The organism is Chroococcidiopsis sp. SAG 2025, assembly GCF_032860985.1.
Lineage (GTDB): Bacteria > Cyanobacteriota > Cyanobacteriia > Cyanobacteriales > Chroococcidiopsidaceae > Chroococcidiopsis.
Window position 1 is genome coordinate 1,957,966 of the sequence record NZ_JAOCNC010000001.1, and the last position, 24,195, is coordinate 1,982,160.

At 46.3% G+C, this 24,195-nt stretch carries 9 protein-coding genes and 2 pseudogenes; 10 read left to right on the plus strand and 1 reads right to left on the minus strand.

What is annotated here, in order from left to right:
• The first annotated feature begins 29 nt into the window (after positions 1-29).
• The 10 genes and pseudogenes from N4J56_RS09410 to N4J56_RS09450 all read left to right on the plus strand — a co-directional run bounded on the left by N4J56_RS09410 (position 30) and on the right by N4J56_RS09450 (position 23,617).
• Positions 30-4,421 carry an aminotransferase class III-fold pyridoxal phosphate-dependent enzyme gene (locus tag N4J56_RS09410; RefSeq protein ID WP_317106221.1) on the plus strand — a complete coding sequence of 1,464 codons (4,392 nt, stop codon included), beginning with the start codon at positions 30-32 and terminating at the stop codon, positions 4,419-4,421.
• Positions 4,411-5,337, plus strand: coding sequence for a cupin-like domain-containing protein (locus tag N4J56_RS09415; protein ID WP_317106222.1), 927 nt, complete (start codon positions 4,411-4,413; stop codon positions 5,335-5,337). Before N4J56_RS09410 ends, N4J56_RS09415 begins: the two co-directional genes overlap by 11 nt.
• A gap of 139 nt (positions 5,338-5,476) precedes the next feature.
• On the plus strand, positions 5,477-8,902 hold the full coding sequence (locus N4J56_RS09420) for an amino acid adenylation domain-containing protein (protein ID WP_317106223.1): 3,426 nt from the start codon (positions 5,477-5,479) through the stop codon (positions 8,900-8,902).
• A complete protein-coding gene (locus tag N4J56_RS09425) occupies positions 8,899-13,773 on the plus strand; it encodes a non-ribosomal peptide synthetase (protein WP_317106224.1) in 4,875 nt (1,624 codons plus the stop codon). The genes N4J56_RS09420 and N4J56_RS09425 overlap by 4 nt, the downstream gene beginning before the upstream one ends.
• Before the next feature lie 15 nt (positions 13,774-13,788).
• Entirely contained in the window at positions 13,789-14,829 is a 1,041-nt protein-coding gene (locus N4J56_RS09430; protein WP_317106225.1) for a TauD/TfdA family dioxygenase, read from the plus strand.
• Between the two features lie 16 nt (positions 14,830-14,845).
• Positions 14,846-16,147, plus strand: a pseudogene (locus tag N4J56_RS40885) (condensation domain-containing protein); the annotation flags it as partial.
• Positions 16,133-17,320: pseudogene (locus N4J56_RS40890) on the plus strand (non-ribosomal peptide synthetase); the annotation flags it as partial. The pseudogenes N4J56_RS40885 and N4J56_RS40890, both read left to right, overlap by 15 nt.
• Positions 17,317-20,691, plus strand: a complete 3,375-nt coding sequence (locus N4J56_RS09440) for a thioester reductase domain-containing protein (RefSeq protein WP_410500312.1) — start codon at positions 17,317-17,319, stop codon at positions 20,689-20,691. The pseudogene N4J56_RS40890 and the gene N4J56_RS09440, both read left to right, overlap by 4 nt.
• 156 nt (positions 20,692-20,847) lie before the next feature.
• Positions 20,848-22,233: an aspartate aminotransferase family protein gene (locus tag N4J56_RS09445; RefSeq protein ID WP_317106227.1), complete on the plus strand. Its 1,386-nt coding sequence runs from the start codon at positions 20,848-20,850 to the stop codon at positions 22,231-22,233.
• Positions 22,234-22,480: 247 nt separating this feature from the next.
• Entirely contained in the window at positions 22,481-23,617 is a 1,137-nt protein-coding gene (locus N4J56_RS09450; protein ID WP_410500401.1) for an IS4 family transposase, read from the plus strand.
• A gap of 413 nt (positions 23,618-24,030) precedes the next feature.
• On the opposite strand, the gene N4J56_RS09455 is transcribed toward N4J56_RS09450, so the two are convergent.
• Positions 24,031-24,165 (minus strand): hypothetical protein, encoded by a 135-nt coding sequence (locus N4J56_RS09455; protein ID WP_317106228.1) that lies wholly within the window; start codon positions 24,163-24,165, stop codon positions 24,031-24,033.
• Between the last annotated feature and the right edge of the window lie 30 nt (positions 24,166-24,195).

The window sequence follows — 24,195 nt, forward strand, 5'->3', positions numbered from 1 at the left end:
CTTGTTTACTTTTAACTCTTGACTTACTAATGCTTAATTCTTCAGATAATTCACGGTTTGATAAAGTCATTTCATCGCTCAAAGAGATTTTGAGCGGTTGGCTGGGGATAGAATCTCAGGCAATAGATACTCATAGCAATTTTCTTGAATTGGGTTTGGAATCTCTGTTATTGACTCAATTCAGTCGTTCTGTTCGAGATCGTTTTGGAATTGAGATTCCTTTCCGCTTATTGATGGGAGAGTTGTCAACGCTTGAGGCATTGGCTACATACGTAGCTCAACAGATGCCATTGGAGGAGCAAAAATTAGTACCTTCTCCTCTTCCCGAAGCGATGCCTGTAGAAGCGATGCCTGTAGAAGCGATGTCTGTAGAAGCGATGTCTGTACCAGTGCGGGAGATAGCTGCTGTACGAAGTTCTAACAACTCTCAGGCGATCGCCAGGCTGATTGCACGGCAGTTACAAATCATGTCTAAACAGCTAGAAGTCCTGCGTATATCAACTGAGACTGCCAGCGATCGCGCTTTATCTGATATGAGTCAGACTAAGCAGGCGATCGCGCCAACAATTGAACGCAAACCAGTTATGAGTTCCCAACAGGGGGATACGGGTTTAAGCCCTCAGCAGCAGCGGCATTTAGATGCATTAATTGAGCGAGTTGTCAAGCGGACTCAAGAATCGAAAAAACTGACGCAAGCTGCTCGTCCTTACTTAGCTAATCCCAGATCGATTACGGGGTTTCGTCTCCCCGTAAAAGAGATGTTGTACCCAATTCACGTCCAGCGTGCTGCTGGAGCGAGAATTTGGGATGTTGATGGTAACGAATACATCGACTTGTCAATGGGGTTTGGTCCATTGCTATTCGGTCATTCACCACCTTTTGTCATGGAGGCGATTCAAGCGCAGATCCAGCAAGGGATGCAAAATGGTCCACAGTCACGTCTAACGGGTCAGGTGACTCAGTTATTTTGCCAGTTAACGGGTCAAGAAAGAGCAACTTTTTGTAACGACGGTACAGAGGCGGTGATGGCAGCAATTCGGATCGCCCGTACCGCGACAGGACGCTCTAAAATTGCGGTGTTTGCGGGTTCGTATCACGGCAATTTAGATGAGGTTTTGGTCACGGGAGTCCCAACGGCAAACGGTTTGCGTACCGTGCCGATTGCTCCAGGCATTCCGCAGCACATGACGGATAAGGTGATGGTACTCGAATATGGCAGTCCCGAATCTCTCCAACTGTTGAAAACCCACGCTCAAGACTTGGCGGCTGTGCTAGTCGAACCCGTACAAAGCCGCAACCCCGATTTTCAACCTCAAGAATATCTTTACGAATTAAGGCAGCTGACTCAAGAAACGGGAACCGTACTCATTTTTGATGAGGTGATTACTGGCTTCCGAATGCATCCTGGTGGTATTCAGGCATTATGGGGAATTCAAGCAGACCTGTCCACGTATGGAAAGGCGCTGGGGTCTGGTTTGCCAGTTGGGGTAGTTGCTGGCAAAGCTGCATTGATGGATGTCTTGGATGGCGGCTTTTGGAATTATGGAGATGCGTCTTATCCGCAAGTGGAAACGACTTATTTCGCCGGAACCTTTTTCAAAAATCCTTTGGTCGTGGCTGGTGTCTGGGCAGTCCTTGACCACATCAAGCAAAGTGGAGCGCAACTACAAGCAGAATTAGGGACAAAAACCGCAAAGTTAGCGGCAACGCTCAATACTTTCTTCGAGCAAAAACAGTTACCAATTCAAGTTGCCCATTTCGGTTCGCTGTTTCGGTTTATTTATCCGCCCAACCTCACTTGGATGAATTTGTTTTTCTATCACCTCTTAGAAAAAGGAATTTACATCTGGGAAGGACGCACTTGTTTTTTATCGACTGCTCACACCGATGTAGATATCGAGCAAGCGATCGCCGCCGTGAAGGAAAGTATAGTAGAAATGCAAGCAGGAGGCTTTTTACCCTGCGATCGCCAGATCGTATCTGTTTCTCGCCACGAGCATTTACCGCTATCGTTTGCCCAGCAAAGATTGTGGTTCCTCGATCGCCTCGATCCAAATAACTTTGGTTACAACGAGCCAATCGCCCTCCGCATTGCCGGAGAACTGAACGTAGCCGCACTGGAACAGAGTTTCAATGAAATTATTCGACGACACGAAGTTTTACGTACCATCTTTACTACAGTTGAAGGGCAACCAGTCCAGGTCATAGCCCCTCACCTCCACTTGACGATCCCAGTCGTGGATTTGCAGCATTTGCCAAAAGCCGAACGAGAAACAACTGCCCTTCAACTGGCAACCGAGCAAGCCCAGCAGCCTTTTGACTTGACGCAAAACCCGCTACTACGATGCACGCTCCTACAGCTCGATGAAACAGAATGCGTATTGCTCTGCATGATGCATCACATTGTCACCGACGCTTGGTCAACGGGTATATTTTTTAGCGAACTGGCAGCGTTGTATGCAGCCTTCATTGCTGGTAAACCTTCACCCTTAACAGAACTACCGATCCAGTATGCCGACTTTGCTGCTTGGCAGCGCCAGCAATTGCAAGGGGAGGTACTAGAAACTCAGTTATCGTACTGGCGACAGCAGTTAGGTGGTAATTTACCCGTGTTGCAGCTACCGACAGATAGACCGCGATCGCCTGTCCAAACTTTTCGCGGCGCTAACCAATCTTTTGAGCTGACAGCCAACCTGCATCAAGCACTGCGAAATTTAAGCCACCAAGCAAATTGCACTTTATTCATCACCCTACTAGCAGCCTTTGTGACGCTGCTGCATCGCTACACGCAGCAAGATGACATCGTTGTCGGTACTGATGTCGCGAACCGCAATCAACCGGAAACAGAAGGGTTAATTGGTTTTTTTGTCAACCTCCTTGCCTTACGTATCGATTTATCTGGTAATCCTGGTTTTCAAGAACTGCTGGGGCGAGTACGCGAGGTAGCTTTAGGGGCTTATGCCCACCAAGACTTACCCTTTGAACGACTGGTGGATGCATTGCGATGTCGCGATCGCAGCCGTCCGCCTCTGTGCCAGGTGTTGCTAGTGATGGATAACGTGCCGACAATGCCAGCCTTGGAGTTGCCAGGACTAACTCTGAGTCCGATCGACATTGACAACGGCACGGCTAAATTCGATCTGGTGTTATTTATGGAGGAAAAAGAACGGGGAATCGTCGGGAAATGGCAGTACAACACCGATCTTTTCGATGCAACGACGATCGACCGGATGTCAAAGCATTTTGAAACGCTACTTCAGAGCATTGTGGCACAGCCGGAAGCTCGGATCGACAGTTTAGAAATGCAGACTCAATCTGAAATCGCACGACAAGCTGAGAAAAAGAGCCAGCAGAAAGCAGCCAAGCGGCAAAAGTTTGTGGCAGTCCAACCGAAAGTTGTGGATTTGTCACAAAATAGAGCGATCGCCACCGATTTGTTACAACCTGGGGCAACATTACCTTTAGTTATTACTCCAACCGTGGATGATTTTGATCGCATTGATTGGGCAAAGAGCGATCGGCAATTTATCGAAACTAAGTTATTGCATCACGGTGCGATCCTATTCCGTAATTTCAAGATTGCCTCTGCTTCTGAATTTGAAAGTTTTGCTGAAGCCATCTGTCCGGGGTTATTCGGCGAGTATGGCGATTTACCGCGTGAAGGCGTTTCCGGCAAAGTTTACGGCTCCACCCCCTATCCATCCGAGCAAGCAATCTTGTTTCACAATGAAAGTTCTCACCTACACTGTTATCCTCAAAAAATCTGGTTTTTCTGTATGCAGCCAGCCGCCCAAGGGGGAGAAACACCAATTGTTGATTCCAGAAAAGTTTATCAGCTGCTCGATCCAAAACTGCGCCAAAAATTTGCTCAAAAGCAGTTAATGTATGTTCGCAACTTCACTGACAACTTGGATGTGAGTTGGCAAGATTTCTTTCACACAAACGATCGCGCAGCAGTAGAAGCATACTGCTATAAAGCAGGGATGAGCATGGAGTGGAAGCCCGATGGTAGTTTGAGAACTTGCCAAGTACGTCCGGCAGTCATCAGCCATCCCCAGACGGGTGAGACGGTGTTTTTCAACCAAATCCAGTTGCACCATCCATCTTACTTACAAGCGGATGTGAGGGAATCGTTAATGTCTGTATTTGGAGCGGAAAATTTCCCCCGTCAGGTTTACTATGGCGATCGCTCTCCAATTGAAGCATCGGTCATAGAAGAAATTTTGGCAGTTTACAAAGCAGCTGAAATTAGTTTTCCCTGGCAGCAAGGAGACGTATTGATGCTAGATAACATTTTGGCTGCTCACGGACGCAATCCCTATATAGGTTCGCGCAAAATTGTGGTGGCGATGGGAGAAATGATTCATCGCGACAACATTCCTCAGAGGGACAACACCCCAATAAGTTCATTTGCAGGTTAAACGCAATCTAGAAGCAATCGACGGACTAGACATGAATACACAAACGATCGAGCGCCAGAACAAATCTCAGTTGGTATGGACACCAATTTCTGCTGTTGAGCGTCGCAGCAATCTCTCGTATGACGAGTTTATCCGAGAGTATGCATCTGTGGGAAAGCCTGTTATCATCACTGATGCCATGAAAGACTGGCAAGCTTTAACAAAGTGGAATTTGAATTTTTTTAGGTCGAAGTATGGGACAGCCAAAGTCAGAATCATAGATTGCAAAGATAAAACTTCTTTCTCAATGAATCTTGCTGATTACATTGACTATATGGCTGCCCGCGATCGCGAAAGACTGCTATACATAGACGGCTGGAGAATTTATCCTTATCCCGAGCTTTTCGAGGACTACAAAGTTCCAGTTTACTTTCCCAACTGGTTAGAAAGACTACCAAAAAAACTCCTCGAAAAATATTATCAACTCGATAACCGAGAGCTATTTATAGGCTCTAAAGATACATCGATAGGACTTCATGAAGATCCCGTTTCTCAATCTGCATGGTTAGCATTAATTTCTGGGCGGAAACGAATTTTCCTATTCACACCCGATCAAAAACATCTTTTGTACGATGGGAAAGTTGATACCTTCAATCCAGATTTAGAAAAGTTTCCTCTGTATGCTCGCACTACTCCAGTTGAAGTTATCTTAGAACCGCAAGAAATACTCTACATTCCATCAAATTGGTGGCATCATGTGAAGAATCTCGAAGATAGTATTGCTTTAGGGAGTCTTTTTATCAATGAATTGAACGCAGAACGAGTTTTTCAAGCTGCATCTGCTATCGATAATTGTCCGATTAACAGCGATCTTTTACGCTGGATTCTGAAATTTCCATTGCTGGGCAGAATTCTATTTACGATTGGCTTAATCTGATCGACTTAACAAGAAATAGTATAGATTCGTACTTTGTCACCCTAGTGTAAGCTCTACGTAACTTTTGTGAAATAGAAAGACAGCGCTTTCACAAGGTCACTATTTTTCATCAGCAGTGCTACAGGAATACAACAAATCTATGCCAACTGAAACTATTAGCGGCTTTGAGCTTTCTCCCCAGCAAAAACACCTGTGGTTATTGCAGCAAAATAGCCCTGCTTACATAACTGGGTGTGCTATTTCCATAGAAGGGGCGCTTCAACCAGAAGTTTTAAAAGCCGCTTTAGAGCAAATTGTCTATCGACATGAAATTTTCCGCACGATTTTTAGGCGGCTACTCGGTCGAAAGTTGCCAGTTATGGCTGTGGTAGATGATTGCTTACCCGAATGGCAAGAGATCGATCTCAGTCATGTGGATGCACAAGCACAAGCGATCGCAATTGAGGCATTATTTCAAGAAGCAAGTCGCCATAGTTTTGATTTCGAGTCAGGTTCGCTGTTGCGGTTATCTTTACTGAAATTGTCGCCAAATCTCCATGTTTTGCACGTATGTTTACCTTCCCTGTGTGCCGATTCTCGGACGATCGCGAATTTAGTCGCTGAGATCGGCAATTCCTATTCTGCTTGTCTCCAAGGTCGGGAATTGGAGGCAGAAGTCGTACAATACTGCCAATTCTCGACATGGCAAAATCAGTTACTTGCAGACGCAGATGCAGAGGAAGCTAATGTATATTGGCGCGAACAAGTTGCTTCTTTAGAATTAAAACTTCCTTTTGAAAATAAGCCTTTAAAACAAACAAAATTTCAACCTGAGTGTTTTGAATTAGCAATTACTCCCACTCTCGCAACCCAGATTGAAGATTTAGCGCATAAATTTGATACTACCATTGCGATAGTATTACTGGCGTGTTGGCAAACACTTTTATGGCGGCTCACCCAACAGGAAATTGCGCTCGGAGTGGCTAGCGATCGCCGAGAATATGAAGAACTCGATCGAGTCATGGGGTTACTTGCTACCTGGCTACCAATCAAAACTAATTTAGTCCCCGACTTACGCTTTCAAGAAGTTGTAGAATTAACCGCAAAAACTTTTAGCCAATCCGAGGAATGGCAAGATTATTTTACGCCGAAATCGACAGAAAGCAACAATACTTTAGCGTTCCCAATTGGTTTTGAATTCGAGCAATTACCGGAGAAAATTTCTACTGCTGGCGTAACGTTTTCGCTTGACAAGCAGTATAGTTGCATCGAGCAGTTTAAAGTTAAACTGACCTGTACTCAACGCGACAATTCTCTGAGCACGGCATTTTATTACGATATAAATTACTTTTCAGCAGATACCATCCAACGCTTAGCTGCCCAGTTTAAAACTTTATTAACCCATGCCATCGAAAATCCAGAAATCGCGATCGCTCAGTTAGAAATCCTCAGCCAGAGAGAACGCCAACAATTACTGCTATTAAATCAAACACAGATAGATTACCCGTTTGACAAATGTATCCACCAATTATTTGAAGCTCAGGTAGAGCGATCTCCTGACAAAATTGCTGTTGTCTTTGAAGATCGGCAGTTGACTTATGTTCAATTAAATGCTGAGGCTAATCAACTCGCTCGTTACTTGCAGCAGTTGGGAGTCAAACCAGAGGTGCTGGTAGGACTTTACCTAGAGCGATCGCTCTTAACGTTGGTAGGACTTTTAGGCATCCTCAAAGCTGGCGGCGCATATCTGCCGCTAGATCCAGCATTACCAGCAGAGAATTTGACTTTCCGCTTGCAAGATGCGCAAGCACCAATCGTTTTGACACAACAACACCTAGTCGAAACATTACCACCCCACTCAGCACGGGCGATCTGCTTGGACGCAGACTGGGATGAAATTGCGCAATATAGCGATGAGAATCCCACGAGTGAAATAACAGTTGAGAATCTCGTCTACGTACTATACACCTCTGGCTCGACTGGCAAACCCAAGGGTGTCGCGATCGAGCATCGGCAACTCCTGAATTATCTTTATGCGATCGCCCCCCAACTCAACTTATCAACTGATGCTAGCTTTGCCACCGTATCCACCTTTGCCGCTGACTTAGGAAATACGTGCATATTTCCTGCTCTGTGTCAAGGTGGCTGCTTGCATATCGTCTCTCAACAACGGGCATCCGATCCCGTAGCCTTAGCAGACTACTGCGATCGCCACGCAATCGACTGTCTCAAGATTGTCCCCTCACACTTAGCAGCGCTTTTAGCATCGCCTTCCCCAGCTAAAATTCTGCCGCGTCAATGCCTGGTGTTAGGTGGTGAGGCTGCGAGTTGGAATCTCATCGAGCAAATTCAGCAGTACGCGCCAACCTGCCGGATTATCAACCATTATGGACCCACAGAAACAACTGTTGGCGTGCTGACCTATCCCTTAGAGACAAGGCAACAAGAGACAAGGCAGCATGATTCTGCAACAGTTCCACTAGGTCGTCCCTTGGCGAATATGCAAGTCTACGTCTTAGATCGGCAATTGCAGTCAGTACCGATCGGCGTACCAGGGGAATTATATATTGCTGGTGCTGGCGTAGCGCGGGGCTACCTCAACCGTCCAGATTTGACGCAAGAACGATTTATTCCCAACCCTTGGGAAAAGTCAAAAGTCAAAATTCAAAAGTCAAAATTTCTTTCTCCCTCAGCTCCCTCAGCTCCCCCAGCTCTCTTCGCTCCCTCAGCTCTCTTCCCCGACTCCCGTGTACGGGCGGGTTTTGAGCAAAGATTTATTGACGTAAGCCGTGAATCTTTTGCTAAACCCGCCCGTACGACTCCCGACTCCCGCCTCTACAAAACTGGCGATCTGGTGCGCTACCTACCAGATGGCAACCTGGAATTTCTAGGACGGCTAGACGATCAAGTTAAGGTGCGTGGCTTCCGCATCGAGTTGGGAGAAGTTGAGGCAGCACTGAGACAACACCCGCAGGTCAGGGAAGCGATTGTCATCGTTCGAGAAGATAAGCTGGACGATCGCCGTTTGGTTGCTTACGTCGTTCCCAGTCAAAGCACTGCGATCGCTAACGAATTGCGTTTGTTCTTGAAGGATAAACTACCCGAGTACATGATGCCATCTGCTTTTGTGCTGTTGAAGCAACTGCCTTTGACTCCCAATGGCAAGGTGGATCGGCAAGCGCTACCTGCACCGGACGCATCTAGACCTGATTTAGGCGATACTTTTGTTGCACCTCGGACTCCTGTAGAAAAATCTCTGGTGGAAATTTGGGCGGAAGTGTTGCGGCTAGAGCGAATTGGGATTAACGACAATTTCTTTGACCTCGGCGGACATTCTTTGCTGGTAACTCAAGTTGTGTCTCGCGTGCGCGACGCTTTCGAGATCGAGTTACCCCTGCGCGATTTTTTCGCCACACCGACCGTAGCCGATCTCGCCGTGAAAATTGCCCAAAAACTAGCTGAAGAGACTGACAGCGAATTGCTTGCTCAAACGTTAGCAGAACTAGAGCAGCTTTCGGAGGCGGAAATTCAAACATTACTTGCCAGCGAAACAGAGTCGAACGATCGGGAAGGAAGCAGAAAATGAGTGATGCGATCGCCAATATTGCTAATCTATCTCCAGAGCAACGCGATTTACTATTGCAACGGCTGAGACAGAAACGCGGCAATGCCTCGTCTGTCAAAATTCAGCCCCAAAGTCGCGATACCAATACTTTTCCCTTATCCTTTGCTCAACAGCGGTTGTGGTTCCTGGATCGCCTCGATCCAGGCAATCCCTTATACAACCAAGCCGTTGCTCTGCGAATCGTAGGAGCGCTGAATTTACCAGTATTGGAGCAATGCTTTAACGAAATCGTGCGTCGCCATGAAGTTTTGCGTACGACTTTCCATCAGGTAGATGGGCAACCAGTCCAGGTCATTGCTCCCAGTTTAATTTTGAAACTACCAGTCATCGACCTAGAAAAACTCCCCGCCGCAGAACGAGAGGTTGAAGTGCAACGCCTTGCGACAGCAGAGGCAACGCGATCGTTTAACCTAGCAGAAGCTCCACTGTTACGATTTACCATCCTGCGGCTGAATCAGTCCGAGCATATACTACTATCTACAATCCATCACATTATCTCTGACGGTTGGTCTAACGGCATACTGATTCGCGAACTCGCCGCTCTTTACACGGCTTTCGCTAGCGGCAAACCCTCACCCTTACCAGAATTATCCATTCAATATGCAGACTTTGCTGTTTGGCAACGGCAATGGTTACAAGGAGAAGTTCTAGCAACCCAACTCGCTTACTGGCAACAGCAACTAGAGGGCAGCGCCCCGATTTTGGAATTGCCTACAGACCGTCCTCGACCTGCAATTCAGACTTTTAAAGGAGCAGTGCAATCTTTTACCTTGCCTCTAGCTTTAACTGAAGCATTGAAAGATTTGAGCAGGCGGGAAGATGTCACCCTATACGTGACATTGTTAGCGGTATTCAAAACCCTGCTTTATCGCTACACGGGGCAGGAAGATCTGCTCGTCGGTTCGCCCATTGCTAACCGCAATCGTAGCGAAATCGAAGGAGCGATCGGATTCTTTGCGAATACCTTGGTCATGCGTACCAATATGGCAAATACTCCCAGTTTTCGAGAACTTTTGAGCCGAGTGCGTCAAGTTGCTCTAGGAGCATATGCCCATCAAGACCTACCCTTCGAGCAGTTGGTAGAGCAATTGCAACCGGAGCGTTCCTTGAGCCATACGCCTTTATTTCAAGTGATGTTTGCGCTCAACGTGCCGATGTCAGCTTTGGAACTACCAGGTTTGACCCTAGACCTGTTGGAAACCGATAGTACTACGGCTAGGTTCGATTTGACTTTGTGGATGTCCCAAACCGATCGCGGGTTGACAGGCAGTCTAGAATACAATACCGATCTGTTCGATCGCGACACGATCGCCAGGATGTTAGGGCATTTCCAAACCTTGCTAGCAGGCGTTATTGAAAATCCCGATCGCAGCCTCGGAGATTTGCCACTCTTAACATCAGCAGAGCGACAGCAAATTCTGGTGGAATGGAACGACTCCTGTACGGGCGGGTTTCCAAACCCGTCCCTACCGACTTGCCTGCATCATTTATTTGAAACGCAAGTCGAGCAAACGCCCGATGCCATTGCTGTAGTCTTTGAAAACGAGCATCTAACCTACCGAGAGTTGAACCAGCGAGCAAATGCACTGGCTCACTATCTACAGCAACTTGGAGTCAAACCAGAAGTTCTGGTGGGAATTTGCATGGAGCGATCGCTAGAAATGGTAGTCGGACTCTTGGGAATTCTCAAAGCTGGAGGGGCTTACGTGCCTCTCGATCCAGAGTATCCCTCAGAACGATTAGCTTTTGTGCTGCAAGATTCCCAAGTCGCAGTGCTGTTGACTCAAGAAAAGCAGATCGCTGGGCTACCCAACTATCAAACGCACGTTATTTGTTTGGATACTGAGTGGGAAAAAATTTCTGGGGAGCAAAAAACGAATCCGCTCAGCGATCTCCGACCGGAAAACCTGGCATATGTCATTTATACTTCTGGTTCTACGGGAAAACCAAAAGGGGCGATGAATACCCATCGAGGAATTTGCAATCGCTTGCTGTGGATGCAACAGGCATACCAACTGACAAGTCAAGATAGGGTATTGCAAAAAACTCCTTTTAGCTTTGATGTCTCCGTTTGGGAATTTTTCTGGACTTTAATAGCTGGCGCACGTCTAATTATCGCCAAACCAGGGGGACATCGCGATCGCGATTACTTAGTTGACATCATTGCCCAAGAGCAGATTACCACCGTGCATTTTGTCCCCTCCATGCTGCAAGTATTTCTCGATCGCGATTTAGATCGATGCGATCGCTTGCGGAGAGTTTTCTGTAGCGGCGAAGCCCTCAGCCTTGGACTGCAAGAAAAATTCTTTCAACATCTAGACTGCGAATTGCATAATTTGTACGGTCCCACAGAAGCGGCGATCGACGTGACATTCTGGCAGTGCCAAAAAAATAGCCATTTAAGAACTGTACCTATCGGTCGTCCCATTGCCAACACGCAGATTTACATCCTCGATCCCCGTTTACAACCAGTACCCATCGGCGTACCTGGAGAGTTATACATCGGTGGTGTTGGCGTAGCCCGAGGCTACCTCAACCGCCCAGAATTAACCCAAGAGCGATTTATTCCTAATCCTTGGGAAAAGTCAAAAGTCAAAAGTCAAAAGTCAAAATTTCTTTCTCCCTCAGCTCCCTCAGCTCTCTTCCCCAACTCCCCTGTACGGGCGGGTTTTGAGCCAAGATTTATTGACGTAAGCCGTGAATCTTTTGCTAAACCCGCCCCTACGACTCCCGACTCTCGCCTCTACAAAACTGGCGATTTGGCTCGCTACCTCCCAGATGGAAACATTGAGTTTCTGGGGCGGATCGACCACCAAGTCAAGATTAGGGGTTTTCGGATCGAATTAGGAGAAGTTGAGGCAGTTCTCAGCCAACACCCAGAGGTAAAAGACACTGTGGTTGTGGCGCGGGAGGACGAACCAGGCGATCGCCGTTTGGTTGCTTATGTCGTGTTGCACTCGCAACAGGCGATCGCATCTCAACTGCGCGGCTTTTTAGAAAAGAAACTGCCCCAGTACGCGATCCCCAACCACTTTGTCATCCTAGAAGCACTACCGCTCTTACCCAATGGTAAGGTTAACAGGCAAATCCTACCCGCACCCGATCCGGCTAGCGCTGAGTTAAAGCCTGATACTGCTGCTCGTACCCCCGTCCAACAGCTCCTAGCTGCCATTTGGGGTGATGTCTTGAAGTTGGAACGAGTGGGTATTCACGACAACTTCTTTCAGTTAGGCGGACATTCCCTGCTAGCAACTCAAGTCATTGCGCGGGTGCGTTCTGCTTTTGAGATCGAGTTACCCTTGCGTTATTTGTTTGAATCGCCAACGATCGCTAAATTTTCCGAGCGCGTGGAAATAGCAATGAAGCTCGGACGAGGACGGGAAGCACCACCAATTGAGCCTGTTTCGCAGCAGGGATATTTACCCCTGTCCTTCGGGCAACAACGGCTATGGCTGCTCAGCCAACTGGAACCCAACAATCCGTTTTACAACCTGCCCGCAGCCGTACGCCTGACAGGTTTGCTCGATGTTGCGGCACTGGAACAAAGTTTAGATCGAATCGTACAGCGTCACGCCGCCTTGCGGACTAAATTTGTCACGGTTGACGGACAAGGATTTCAAGTTATCGATCCAGTTTTAAATTTATCTCTCCCAGTCGTAGATTTGCGATCGCATCCCACACGGGAAGCCCAAGTGCAAAAACTAGCTCGTCAGGAAGCCAATCGTCCCTTCAACTTAGATCGAGATCCGTTACTGCGAGTGATGCTATTGCAAGTAGGCGATACAGAACACGTATTACTACTAACAATGCATCATATTGTCTCCGATGCTTGGTCTATGGGCATACTCGTCCGAGAACTGGCGGCGCTCTATCAAACTTTTACCACTGGAGAATCCTCGCCCCTCCCCGACTTAACAATCCAATACACAGACTTTGCCATTTGGCAACGCCATTTGTTGCAGGGGGAAGTGCTGGAAACTCAATTAAACTACTGGAAGCAGCAACTTAGCGGCGCTCCTCCTTTAACACAACTACCTCTAGATAAACCGCGATCGCCAGTCCGCACTTTTAGGGGTGCAAAACAATCTTTTCTCCTACCCAAAACCTTGACCGCAGAAATCCAAAATCTCTGTCATCGGGAGGGAGTCACCTTATTCATGACTCTGCTAGCAGCATTCAAGACATTGCTGTATTCCTACACGGCACAGGAAGATATTTCAGTCGGATCGCCGATCGCCAATCGCACTCAGCCAGAAGTTGAAAAGCTAATTGGATTTTTCATTAACACTTTGGTACTGCGTACCGATTTGTCTGACGATCCCAGTTTCCGAGAGTTACTGGGTCGAGTGCGTCAGCGTACCTTAGAAGCCTATACTTACCAAGACGTGCCTTTCGAGAAACTGCTAGAAGAATTGCAGCCCGATCGCAACTCAAGTTACAATCCGCTGTTTCAAGTGTGGTTCGTCCTCCAAAATGCTCCCATACCAACCCCAGAGTTATCGGGACTGCATTTGACTCCATTAGAGATTGACAATCAGACGACTAAGTATGACTTGCGGCTGGAATTGGAAGAAGGTTCAGCAGGTTTATACGGTTCATTTGGCTACAGAGTCGATTTATTCGAGCCAAATACTATTACCGAAATGGCAGAGCGTTTAGAAATACTTTTACACCAGATTGTTACTCAACCCGATCTCAAGTTAAGCGCGATCGCCCAAATCTTAGCTAACCGCGATCGCGAACGACAGATCGCCAAAGCCAAGGAACTAGAAAAAGCGAGTTTGCAAAAATTCAAAAAGCATCAACGCCATCCAATGCGTGGCACGCAATAAGTAGTCACCCTAACCATGAAAGACATCCCCAAGCCTAGCCTAAAAAACTTAAGCAACCTGCGGCGAAAAGCGATTAGCCTATCCCAAGCAGGAGCGATCGCGATTGATAATTTACTGCCAAATCGCCCTCTACCTTTGCTAATTCAACCTACTAGCGAACGACTAGATTTGTGTGCCTGGGCAAAACACAATCGCGAGGCGATCGCCACATATTTACTGAAGCATGGAGGCATACTTTTTCGCAACTTTCAGTTAAATGGAGCAGCCGAATTCGAGCAGTTTATTCAAGTAACTTCTGGAGAATTATTGCCCTACACTTATCGTTCCACACCACGAAGTCATGTTAGCGGCAACATCTACACTTCAACTGAATATCCTGCCAGCCAATCTATCCCACTGCACAATGAAATGTCATACTCCCGTCATTGGTGCATGAAAATTTATTTTTATTGCTTTGAGAACGCTCAACAGGGAGGAGAAACCCCAATTGCTGACAGTCGCCGAGTTTTGGATCGAATCGATTCAAAAATTAGAGAAAAGTTTCAGCAAAAACAAGTCATGTACGTGCGAAATTATCGTAAAGAATTCGATCTTTCTTGGGAAGATGTATTTCAAACCACCAATAAATCTGAAGTAGACAATTACTGCCGCAATGCAGGCATTGAGATAGAATGGTTGGATAAAGATCGACTCAAAACAAAACAAATTTGTCAGGCGATCGCCACGCATCCGAAAACAGGCGAACTTGTTTGGTTTAATCAAGCACATTTATTTCACGTATCCAACTTAAATCCATCTGTTCGAGTCGGTCTTTTAGCTGGATTTAAAGAAGAAGAATTACCGCGTAATGCCTATTATGGTGACGGCTCTCCGATTGAAGATTCTGTGTTAGAGGAAATCAGAACAATTTATCAACAAGAAACAATTATTTTTCCCTGGCAAACAGGAGATGTATTGTTATTAGACAATATGTTGTCATGTCACGGACGAATGCCATTTGTCGGTTCCCGCAAAGTTTTAGTTGGGATGTCCGAACCATTTAGTAGCAGTATTTAACCACAGAGGCATGAAAATGCAACCAGAAATCATCGAGGGTTATCGACTTTCCCCGCAGCAAAAGCATCTATGGCTGTTACAGCAAAGCGATCGCCAAACTTATCGCACTCAATTCGCTCTCTTAATTGAGGGAAATTTAGATATAAAAGTTTTAGAGATAGCTTTACAAAAAGTCGCTGCCCGACATGAAATTTTACGGACAAATTTTTGTTGTTTACCTGGAATGACAATTCCGCTTCAGGTTATCAGCGATCGCAGTATACTATCCATTCAATACAAAAATTGCCAAGATACTGACATTCAAAAAATATTTGCAGAAAAACTCAATACACCTTTAAATTTAGAACAAGGTTCGCTTTTAGATGTATCTTTAATCGATTTATCTTCGCAACAACTATTGCTAACAAACCTTCCATCTCTATGTGCAGATCGTGTAACTATTGATAATTTCGTGCGCGAACTTAGCCATTTATATACAGCTTGTTTGAATGATAGGGAATTGCCTGACGAACCCACGCAATATATAGACATTTCAGAATGGCAAAACGAGCTATTTGAGGCAGAAGATACTAAAGTAGGAGTAGAATATTGGTGCAAGCAAGACTTGTCTAATGCTTTGGGCTTAAAGTTACCTATTGAAAATAGACTAAAACAGAAAGCAGAATTTCAACCTCAGTACCTGAGTTTAAAAATCAATTCAGATTTATTAGGTAAACTTGAAGCAGTCGTACAGAAATTTGATTGTTCAATTTCTAATTTTTTACTTGCTTGTTGGTTCGTTATACTAGGGCGCTTTACTAGACAAGAGAAGATTACGCTCGGTCGAGCTTTTGACGGTCGTAAATACGAAGAGTTGGAACGATCGCTAGGATTGCTAGAAAAGTATTTACCGCTATCTTGTCATTTAAACAATCGTTCTCAATTTCATGAAATCTTAAAACAAGTTGAACAAGCGACAGTAGAAATTGAGCAATGGCAAGAATATTTTAGCTGGGAAAATGTAAAGCTAGAACAAAACGCTCCAAACTTGGCATTTTTTCCAATTTGTTTTGATTTTTGGCAACAGTCGCAGAAGTATGACGCTGATGAAATTTCATTTGCTGTCATTCAGCAATACGTCTGTTGCGATCGCTTCAATCTTAAACTATCATGCCTGCTTCAAGATGCCTCTTTGACCGCAGAATTTCATTACGATTCAACTTTATTTGACACAGCGGCGATCGAACGCTTGGCAAGCTATTTTCAAACATTGTTGGCGAGTGCTGTCAATTGTCCAGAAGCAGAAATTGGTCAGCTAGAAATCTTGAGTCAAAGCGATCGCAACACATTATTAGTTGAATTCAACCAAACCCAAACCGACTATTCACAAGCTCGATGCATTCACCAACTTTTCGAGGCACAAGCAACACAAACACCAAATAATATTGCTGTTGTCTTTGAAGATCGACAACTCACCTACGCCGAACTCAACAAGCAAGCTAACCAACTCGCGCATCGCCTCCAGCGATTGGGAGTAACTTCAGAGGTACTAGTAGGACTATTTGTCGAGCGATCGCTAGAATTCATCGTAGGACTTTTAGGCATCCTCAAAGCTGGTGGCGCATACCTACCTCTAGATCCTGGCTTACCGCAAGATGGCGTAGCCTTCCGGTTGCAGGATGCTCAAGTCAAGGTGCTGTTGACTCAACAACATCTCGTCGAATCGCTGCCTCAATCCACAGCGCAGATCGTCTATTTGGACACCGATTGGCAGGACATTGCGACTGAAAGCGACAAAAATCCCACCAGTGAGGTAAAACCAGAGAATTTAGTCTACGTGCTATATACTTCTGGTTCGACAGGCAAACCCAAGGGAGTTGCAGTTGAGCATCGGCAACTACTCAACTATATAAACGCGATCGCCCAAAGACTAGACCTTTCTAACTGTAATAGCTTTGCTGCTGTTTCCACCTTCGCCGCCGACTTAGGCAACACGACAATCTTCCCTTGTTTGTGTAGTGGTGGCTGTCTCCACGTAATTTCCTCCGAGCTTGCTGTCAACCCAGAGGCACTAGCAGACTATTTCCACCGCCATCCTATTGACTGCCTCAAGATCGTTCCTTCTCACCTAAGCGCCTTACTCACAGCTTCTCGCCCAGAACAAATTTTACCGCGACAGCGACTCATTCTAGGTGGCGAAGCTTGTAGCTGGCAACTCATCGAGCAGATTCAGCAATTATTGACCTGTCAGATATTTAACCACTATGGTCCAACAGAAGCTACTGTAGGTGCAACTACCTTTGCGATCGCAGCAGAACAAACCAAACAAGCTTCTCAGACTGTGCCTCTGGGTCGTCCGCTTGCCAATACACAGATCTATCTACTCGATCCGAATCTGCAACCAGTACCCATCGGCGTTCCTGGCGAACTCTACATCGGTGGCGCTGGCGTAGCGCGAGGCTACCTCAATCGCCCAGAATTAACGCAAGAACGATTTATTCCCAATCCTTGGGAAAATTCAAAAGTCAAAAGTCAAAAGTCAAAATTTCTTTCTCCCCCAGCTCCCTCAGCTCCCTCAGCTCTTCCCACTCCCCTGTACGGGCGGGTTTTGAGCCAAGATTTATTGACGTAAGCCGTGAATCTTTTGCTAAACCCGCCCCTACGACTCCCGAATTCCGCCTCTACAAAACTGGCGATTTGGCTCGTTACCTCCCAGATGGCAATATTGAGTTTCTAGGACGGATCGATCGCCAGGTCAAAATTCATGGTTTCCGAATCGAGCTAGGGGAGATTGAGGCGGCGCTGAGGCAACATCCTGCAATACGGGAGGCTGTAGTTGTAGCGCGAGAAGATAGACCGGACATCAAGCATTTGGTTGCCTATATCGTACTGGAAAAACAGTCTGCTCCTACAACTAGCGAATTACGAGAATTTTTCCAGCAGCAATTGCCCGAGTACATGGTTCCGTCAGCTTTCGTCAAACTGAAAGCAATGCCGCTTTTACCCAATGGTAAGGTGGATCTTCAAGCACTGCCAGCAGCAGAGGCGATCGCACCGGAAACAGATACGTTTGCCGCACCCCGCACCACTGTTGAGAAAATGCTGGCTGAGATTTGGCAGCAGATTCTCGGATTGGAGCAGGTAGGAATCTACAATAACTTTTTTGAGTTGGGCGGAGATTCTATCTTAAATATGCAGGTGGTTGCTAAAGCTAACCAAGCGGGATTGCAACTGACCCCGAAACAACTGTTTGAAAATCAAACAATTGCCGAATTAGCAGCAGCAGTTGGCAAACACCAAGCGATCTCAGCCGAACAGGGAATCGTGACGGGTCGAGTTCCCCTAACTCCGATTCAACAGCGATTTTTTGCGCAAAATCTGCCTGACTCACACCATTGGAATCAATCCGTTTTGCTGGAAGTGAGAATCGACCCAGCACTGATGAGACACGCAGTGCAGAAATTAGTTGAGTATCACGACGCTCTCCGGTTGCGCTTCGTTCGCCAAGAGTCCGTTTGGCAGCAGTTTAACGCTGACTTTAACGGAATAGTGCCGTTTACCCAAATCGATTTGTCAGCATTGTCACCCGCAGAACAAAGAGAAGCGATCGCCTCTGCTGCCAACGAGATCCAAACTAGCCTAGATCTATCATCGGGTTCCCTAATCCGGGTAGCTTTTTTCGATCTAGGTGCTAGTCAGCCTAGCCGCTTGCTGATAGTCATTCACCATTTAGCCGTTGATGGTGTGTCGTGGCGCATATTACTCTCAGACCTCCAGACTGTTTACCAACAGCTTAGCCAGAGTGAGACAATCCAGCTACCACCCAAAACCACTGCGTTCAAACATTGGGCGGAGCGATTGACAGATTACGCGCGATCGCTAGCACTGCAACAAGAACTAGAATACTGGCTCGCAGTATCTCGGCAACAAATAACTCGCCTACCGATCGATTTTCCTGACGGCGAGAACACGGTAGCTCAGGCTCGTACTGTCGCGATCGCTTTGAGTCGCGAGGAAACCCAAGCTTTATTGCAGGAAGTACCAGCAGCCGCTCAAACCCAAATTGGTGATGTGTTGCTGGCAGCACTAGCGCAAGCTTTGAAACAGTGGACGGGCGCAAACTCACACCTCATCGATTTAGAGGGACACGGCAGGGAAGCAATTTTTGACGATGTAGACTTATCGCGCACCGTAGGCTGGTTTACTACCATCTTTCCAGTCTTGCTGGACTTAGGGGCAGAGAAAGATCTAGGGGATACCTTAAAAACAGTCAAACAACAACTGCGAGCTATTCCCAATCGCGGGATTGGTTATGGCGTGCTGCGCTACCTCAGTGGCTCGCCACTAGGATCTCAAGCGGAGATCCAATTTAACTATCTGGGACAGTCCGACCAAGTATTTCAATCGTCTCTGTTTGCCCCAGCCCATGAGTCTTGCGGCTCGGGACGCAGCCTGCGGGGAAGCAGAGCCTATTTACTAGATATTAACGGCATTGTGGCTGAAGGTCAGTTGCAACTGGATTGGACTTACAGCGAAGCAATTCATCGCCGAGCCACAATTGAAAATTTGGCAAATAGTTTTATGGCAGTGCTGCGCCAGCTCATCGCCTATTGTCAGTCCCTTAAAGCTGTAGGATACAAACCTGCTAACTTACCGGACGTAGTACCTGCTACTAGTAAAATAACTGCTGCCGTGTTAAAGGCTGAGGCTGAACTCGATGCCGCAATTCGTCCCGATCCATCTTTTCAACCTACAGTTAAACCAACTCGGATCTTTTTAACTGGAGCGACAGGATTTCTAGGAGCTTTTTTACTCTACGAGTTGCTACAGCAGACTGATGCTGAGATTTATTGCTTGGTACGTGCTACCAATTCTGAATCAGGCAGACAGAAGATTCAAAACAATTTGGTATCCTATTTGCTTTGGCATGAGTCTTTAAGCGATCGCGTCATCCCTGTTATCGGAGATCTATCGCAACCACTTTTAGGTCTTGCTGACGAGCAGTTTCAATTGCTGGCAAGTGCGATCGATGTCATTTATCACAATGGCGCGGCGATTAATTTGGTTTATCCCTACTCTGCCCTTAAAGCAACTAACGTGCTGGGAACTCAGGAAGTTTTGCGACTGGCAAGCCAAACCAAAGTCAAGCCAGTACACTACATTTCAACTCTCAGCGTGTTGTCCGCCAACGATCGCGCTGAAATTAGAAACATGCGAGAACTGTACGAGTGCGATCGCCACCATATACCGTCTTTTGGCTACGCTCAAACGAAATGGGTGGCAGAAAAGTTAGTTGCAACTGCCCATCACCGAGGTATTCCGGCTTGCATTTACCGCTTAGGACGGATTTCGGGGGATAGCAAAACGGGTGTCTGTAATACCAACGATCGCCTGTACAGAACGATCAAAGGTATTATCCAACTGGGATACGCGCCCGATCTCGATACAACCGTAGACATGACTCCTGTAGATTATCTCAGCAAAGCGATCGTTCATTTATCGCAGCAGGAAAAATCTCGCGATCGCGTATTTCACCTCTGTCATCCCCATCCCTGGCGCTGGTTCGAGCTAACTAACTGGATGCGATCGTTTGGCTATCCACTTCAACCAATTGATTACAACCAGTTTCAAGCAGAGCTACTTAACGACAAAATGTCCCCAGACAATCCACTATATCCACTCATACCTTTTTTTAGCGATCGCGACGACGCAGAATCTTCTAGCTCAGCTCCAGCATCCAATCGAAACACACCGGAGGAACTTGCAGACATCCCGATTGCGTGTCCGCTCATAGATACCCAGTTACTCAATAACTACTTTTCATACCTCATTCAAAGCGGTTTTCTCAATGCTCCTCATAGCAATTCTCAACTGCGTGCGTGACATTTGTAGGGGCGCACAGCTGTGCGCCCCTACAGATCGCGTGTTTTACCTAAATGAAAACCGCTATCAAATTAACGTAGGGTGCGTTACACCAACGCACCCTACCTGACAAATGACTTGTCAAACATTTTCTCATCGAAAAATTTCGTCAAAATCATGAAAACAACAGCCCTAGAAAACCAGTCCCGCCAGCAAAGGTATTTGGAGCAATTCATTATTCGTTACACCGAGCGCACAAAAACATCAAAACAACTGGCGCAGACCTATCGCCCCTTTTTGGCTGACGAGCGAGGAACGGAAGATTTCAGTTTTCCCTTGAAAGAAATGACCTATCCCATCGCCAGCAAACGTGCTGCGGGTTCCAGAATGTGGGATGTCGATGGTAATGAATATATAGATCTCGTCATGGGGTTGGGAGTCAATCTTTTTGGCTACAATCCTCCGTTTATTCAAGCAGCACTAGCAGAGCAGCTAGAACAAGGCATACAACTCGGTTCGCAACTAGAGTTTGTTGGTGAGGTTGCAGAGCTATTTTGCGAACTAACGCGGATGGAACGAGTCGCCTTTAGTAATACAGGCACAGAAGCAATAATGACTGCAATCCGCTTAGCACGAACAGTCACAGGTCGCAACAAAGTTGCAATATTTTCACATTCCTATCACGGACATAGCGATCAAACACTGGTTCAAGCAGAAACGGTAGATAACAATCTGCATTCAGTGCCAATTTATCCAGGTATACCACCCAGTGCTGCCGAGGATATTTTGGTTTTAGATTTTATGCATCCGCGATCGCTCGATGCGATCGCGGTTCGTCACCAAGAATTAGCAGCTGTGTTAGTTAGTCCGATCCAAAGACAAAGACCAGATCGAGATCCCCGCATGTTTCTCCACCAACTCAGGCAATTAACCGCAGAATCGGGAATAGCGTTAATCTTTGATGAAGTCGTAACTGGCTTTCGCCTGCATCCAGGTGGCGCTCAGGCGTTTTTTGACGTGGCAGCAGATCTAGCCGTATATGGAAAAATTGTTGGTGGCGGGATGCCAATCGGAGCCGTTGCTGGTAAGGCTACCTACATGGATCGCATCGATGGTGGGATGTGGAATTATGGAGATGCTTCCTATCCTCAAGCGAATCAGACATTATTTGCGGGGACTTTTCGCAAACATCCACTGGCGATCGCGGCTGCACGAGCTGTCCTTCACTATCTCAAGTCGCAAGGAGCGACTCTGCAAGAGCAATTAGCTCAGCGTACGTCACAATTTATTGCTGAATTGAATGCTTACTTTGCCACAAAAGCAGTACCGCTCCGCATGGCAAATTTCAGCTCGATTATTGGTCCTGCGACTTCGGGAATTTCTGCATCGTTTGAGAGCCTGATGTTGTTGAATTATAACTTAATCGACAGAGGGGTTCTGCTTCTACCTGGAGGAGGAGGGTACTTATCCGCAGCCCATACTGATGAAGATATAGTTCGCATTATGCAGGTTTTTAAGGATAGTGTAGAGGAACTCCAAAATGTAGGTCTGTTGCTTCAGTAGAGTTTTAGGTTATGTTGTGTCTCTAATGAGTTGCAAACACCAGTAGAATCCTCACCCTATATACTGATGCAGGAGATGGTTATGGAGCACTACGGTTCAGTTAAGGCTCAAAGTGTTGTAAATTAAGCATTGTTCCCAAGAATGGAAAGTGAGTGTAGTGCATCTGAAGGATTTCTCATTGTTGTCTCCTACAATACAAAGTAGTGATGTGTTCAAAGCGATAGAGGCAGCCATCCCATCCACGGAGATCGAGCAAGCGATCGCTAAAACTAAAGTTTGTGAACAACGTAAACGCTCGTTACCAGCACAATTGGTAATTTGTTTGGTAATTGCGATGAGTCTGTGGTCACGAGATTCGATGAGAGATGTGCTGAAAAACTTAATTGATGGGCTGAGCGAAGCATGGGTGAAAGTGGGGAAATACTGGCGAGTTTTTTGTAAATCAGCAATAACGCAAGCCCGACAACGATTAAGTCCAAGGGTGATGAGTCAATTGTTCCATCAACTGGTGCGACCAATGGCTAGCACCGATACCAAAGGAGCATTTCTCAATGGATTGCGAATTGTGGTAATTGATCGGACTTGCTTCGATCTGCCAGACAGCGATGAAAATGCGAGAGTTTTTGGTCGTCCGAGCAGCCGTCCTGGCACACAAGCCGCATTTCCCAAACTGCGATTAGTCATTTTGGTAGAAGCAGGAACACATTTAATCTTTGATGCATTGATGTGTCCATATCGAATAGGAGAACGAGTGCGGGCATTAAGATTATTACGCTCCGTGAGTTCAGGGATGTTGTTGATGTGGGACAGAGGGTTACATTCTTATGCAATGGTGCAAGCAACTGTCACAACTGGTAGCGATTATTTAGGAAGAATTCCCGCAAATGTCAAGTTTTTGTGCGAAGAACCACTGGCGGATGGTTCTTATCTGAGTTGGATTTATCCACCTGCTAAATTCCGCTCAAAAGCTTGCCAGCCCATACAAGTCCGAGTGATTGAATACACAATTGGTAATACCGACAACCCAGAGGAACAACTAAGATATCGCTTAATTACCAGCTTATTGGAATTGGAGAAATTTCCGGCTCAACTACTGGCGATTGAATATCATCAACGCTGGGAAGTAGAAAATACTATTGATGAACTCAAAGTACATTTATCAGGACGAAAAACTCATATTCGCTCTCAAAAACCGCGTGAAGTTGTGCAGGAAGTTTACGGGTGGTTGTTAGGACACTGGGCTGTGCGGTTATTGATGTTTCAAGCTGCAAAGAGCGCGGGTATCACTCCTTTGCGTCTGAGTTTCACTGGGACATTGCGAGTTATTCGTCGTGCTATCCCGAAATTTCAACGCTTGCAATCACAAGAACTCCCCTTTTTTTAAGTTGGTTAACTGTAGAGATTTTAGACACTCTGTTACCTGAACGAGTTTCTCGTACCAATCCCAGAGTTGTAAAAAAACCTGTATCCAAGTTTCGCTCAAAAAAGCCAAGACATCGAGCCACCCCCTCCCGAACCAATCCTCCTATTTTCTTTATCCTCAGCACAGCGTAGCCTTAAATGAACCGTATTGGGTTATGGAGAATCTCGACTCTATTGCTTCTCCCTTATAGGGCAGGAAAAAAGCTTGGAACTTACATGGGAACAGCAGGGAGACTACAGCTTCCTTTATCAAAGCGTGTAATTGCACGTACATGGCGTGTCATTACAGCAAGCTTGGGTAGACGACCGAGAAACAACCGTGCAAGGACAACAGTTGCGATGTCATGTCTTTAAAAGGGTTCGATTTCGCTACGATTAACGAACTTGTGAGATTCTAACTATCGCATCAGGCGGAAGGAAATTTTGAGCTTGAGCTAAGACTGGCACGGCTATGGCAACTAACACGATAGACATCGCCTCCAAAGGAATTAGCTTTTTGAAAAAGCGCATTTTCGCTCTCCTGCTGATAACTTGAGGCTA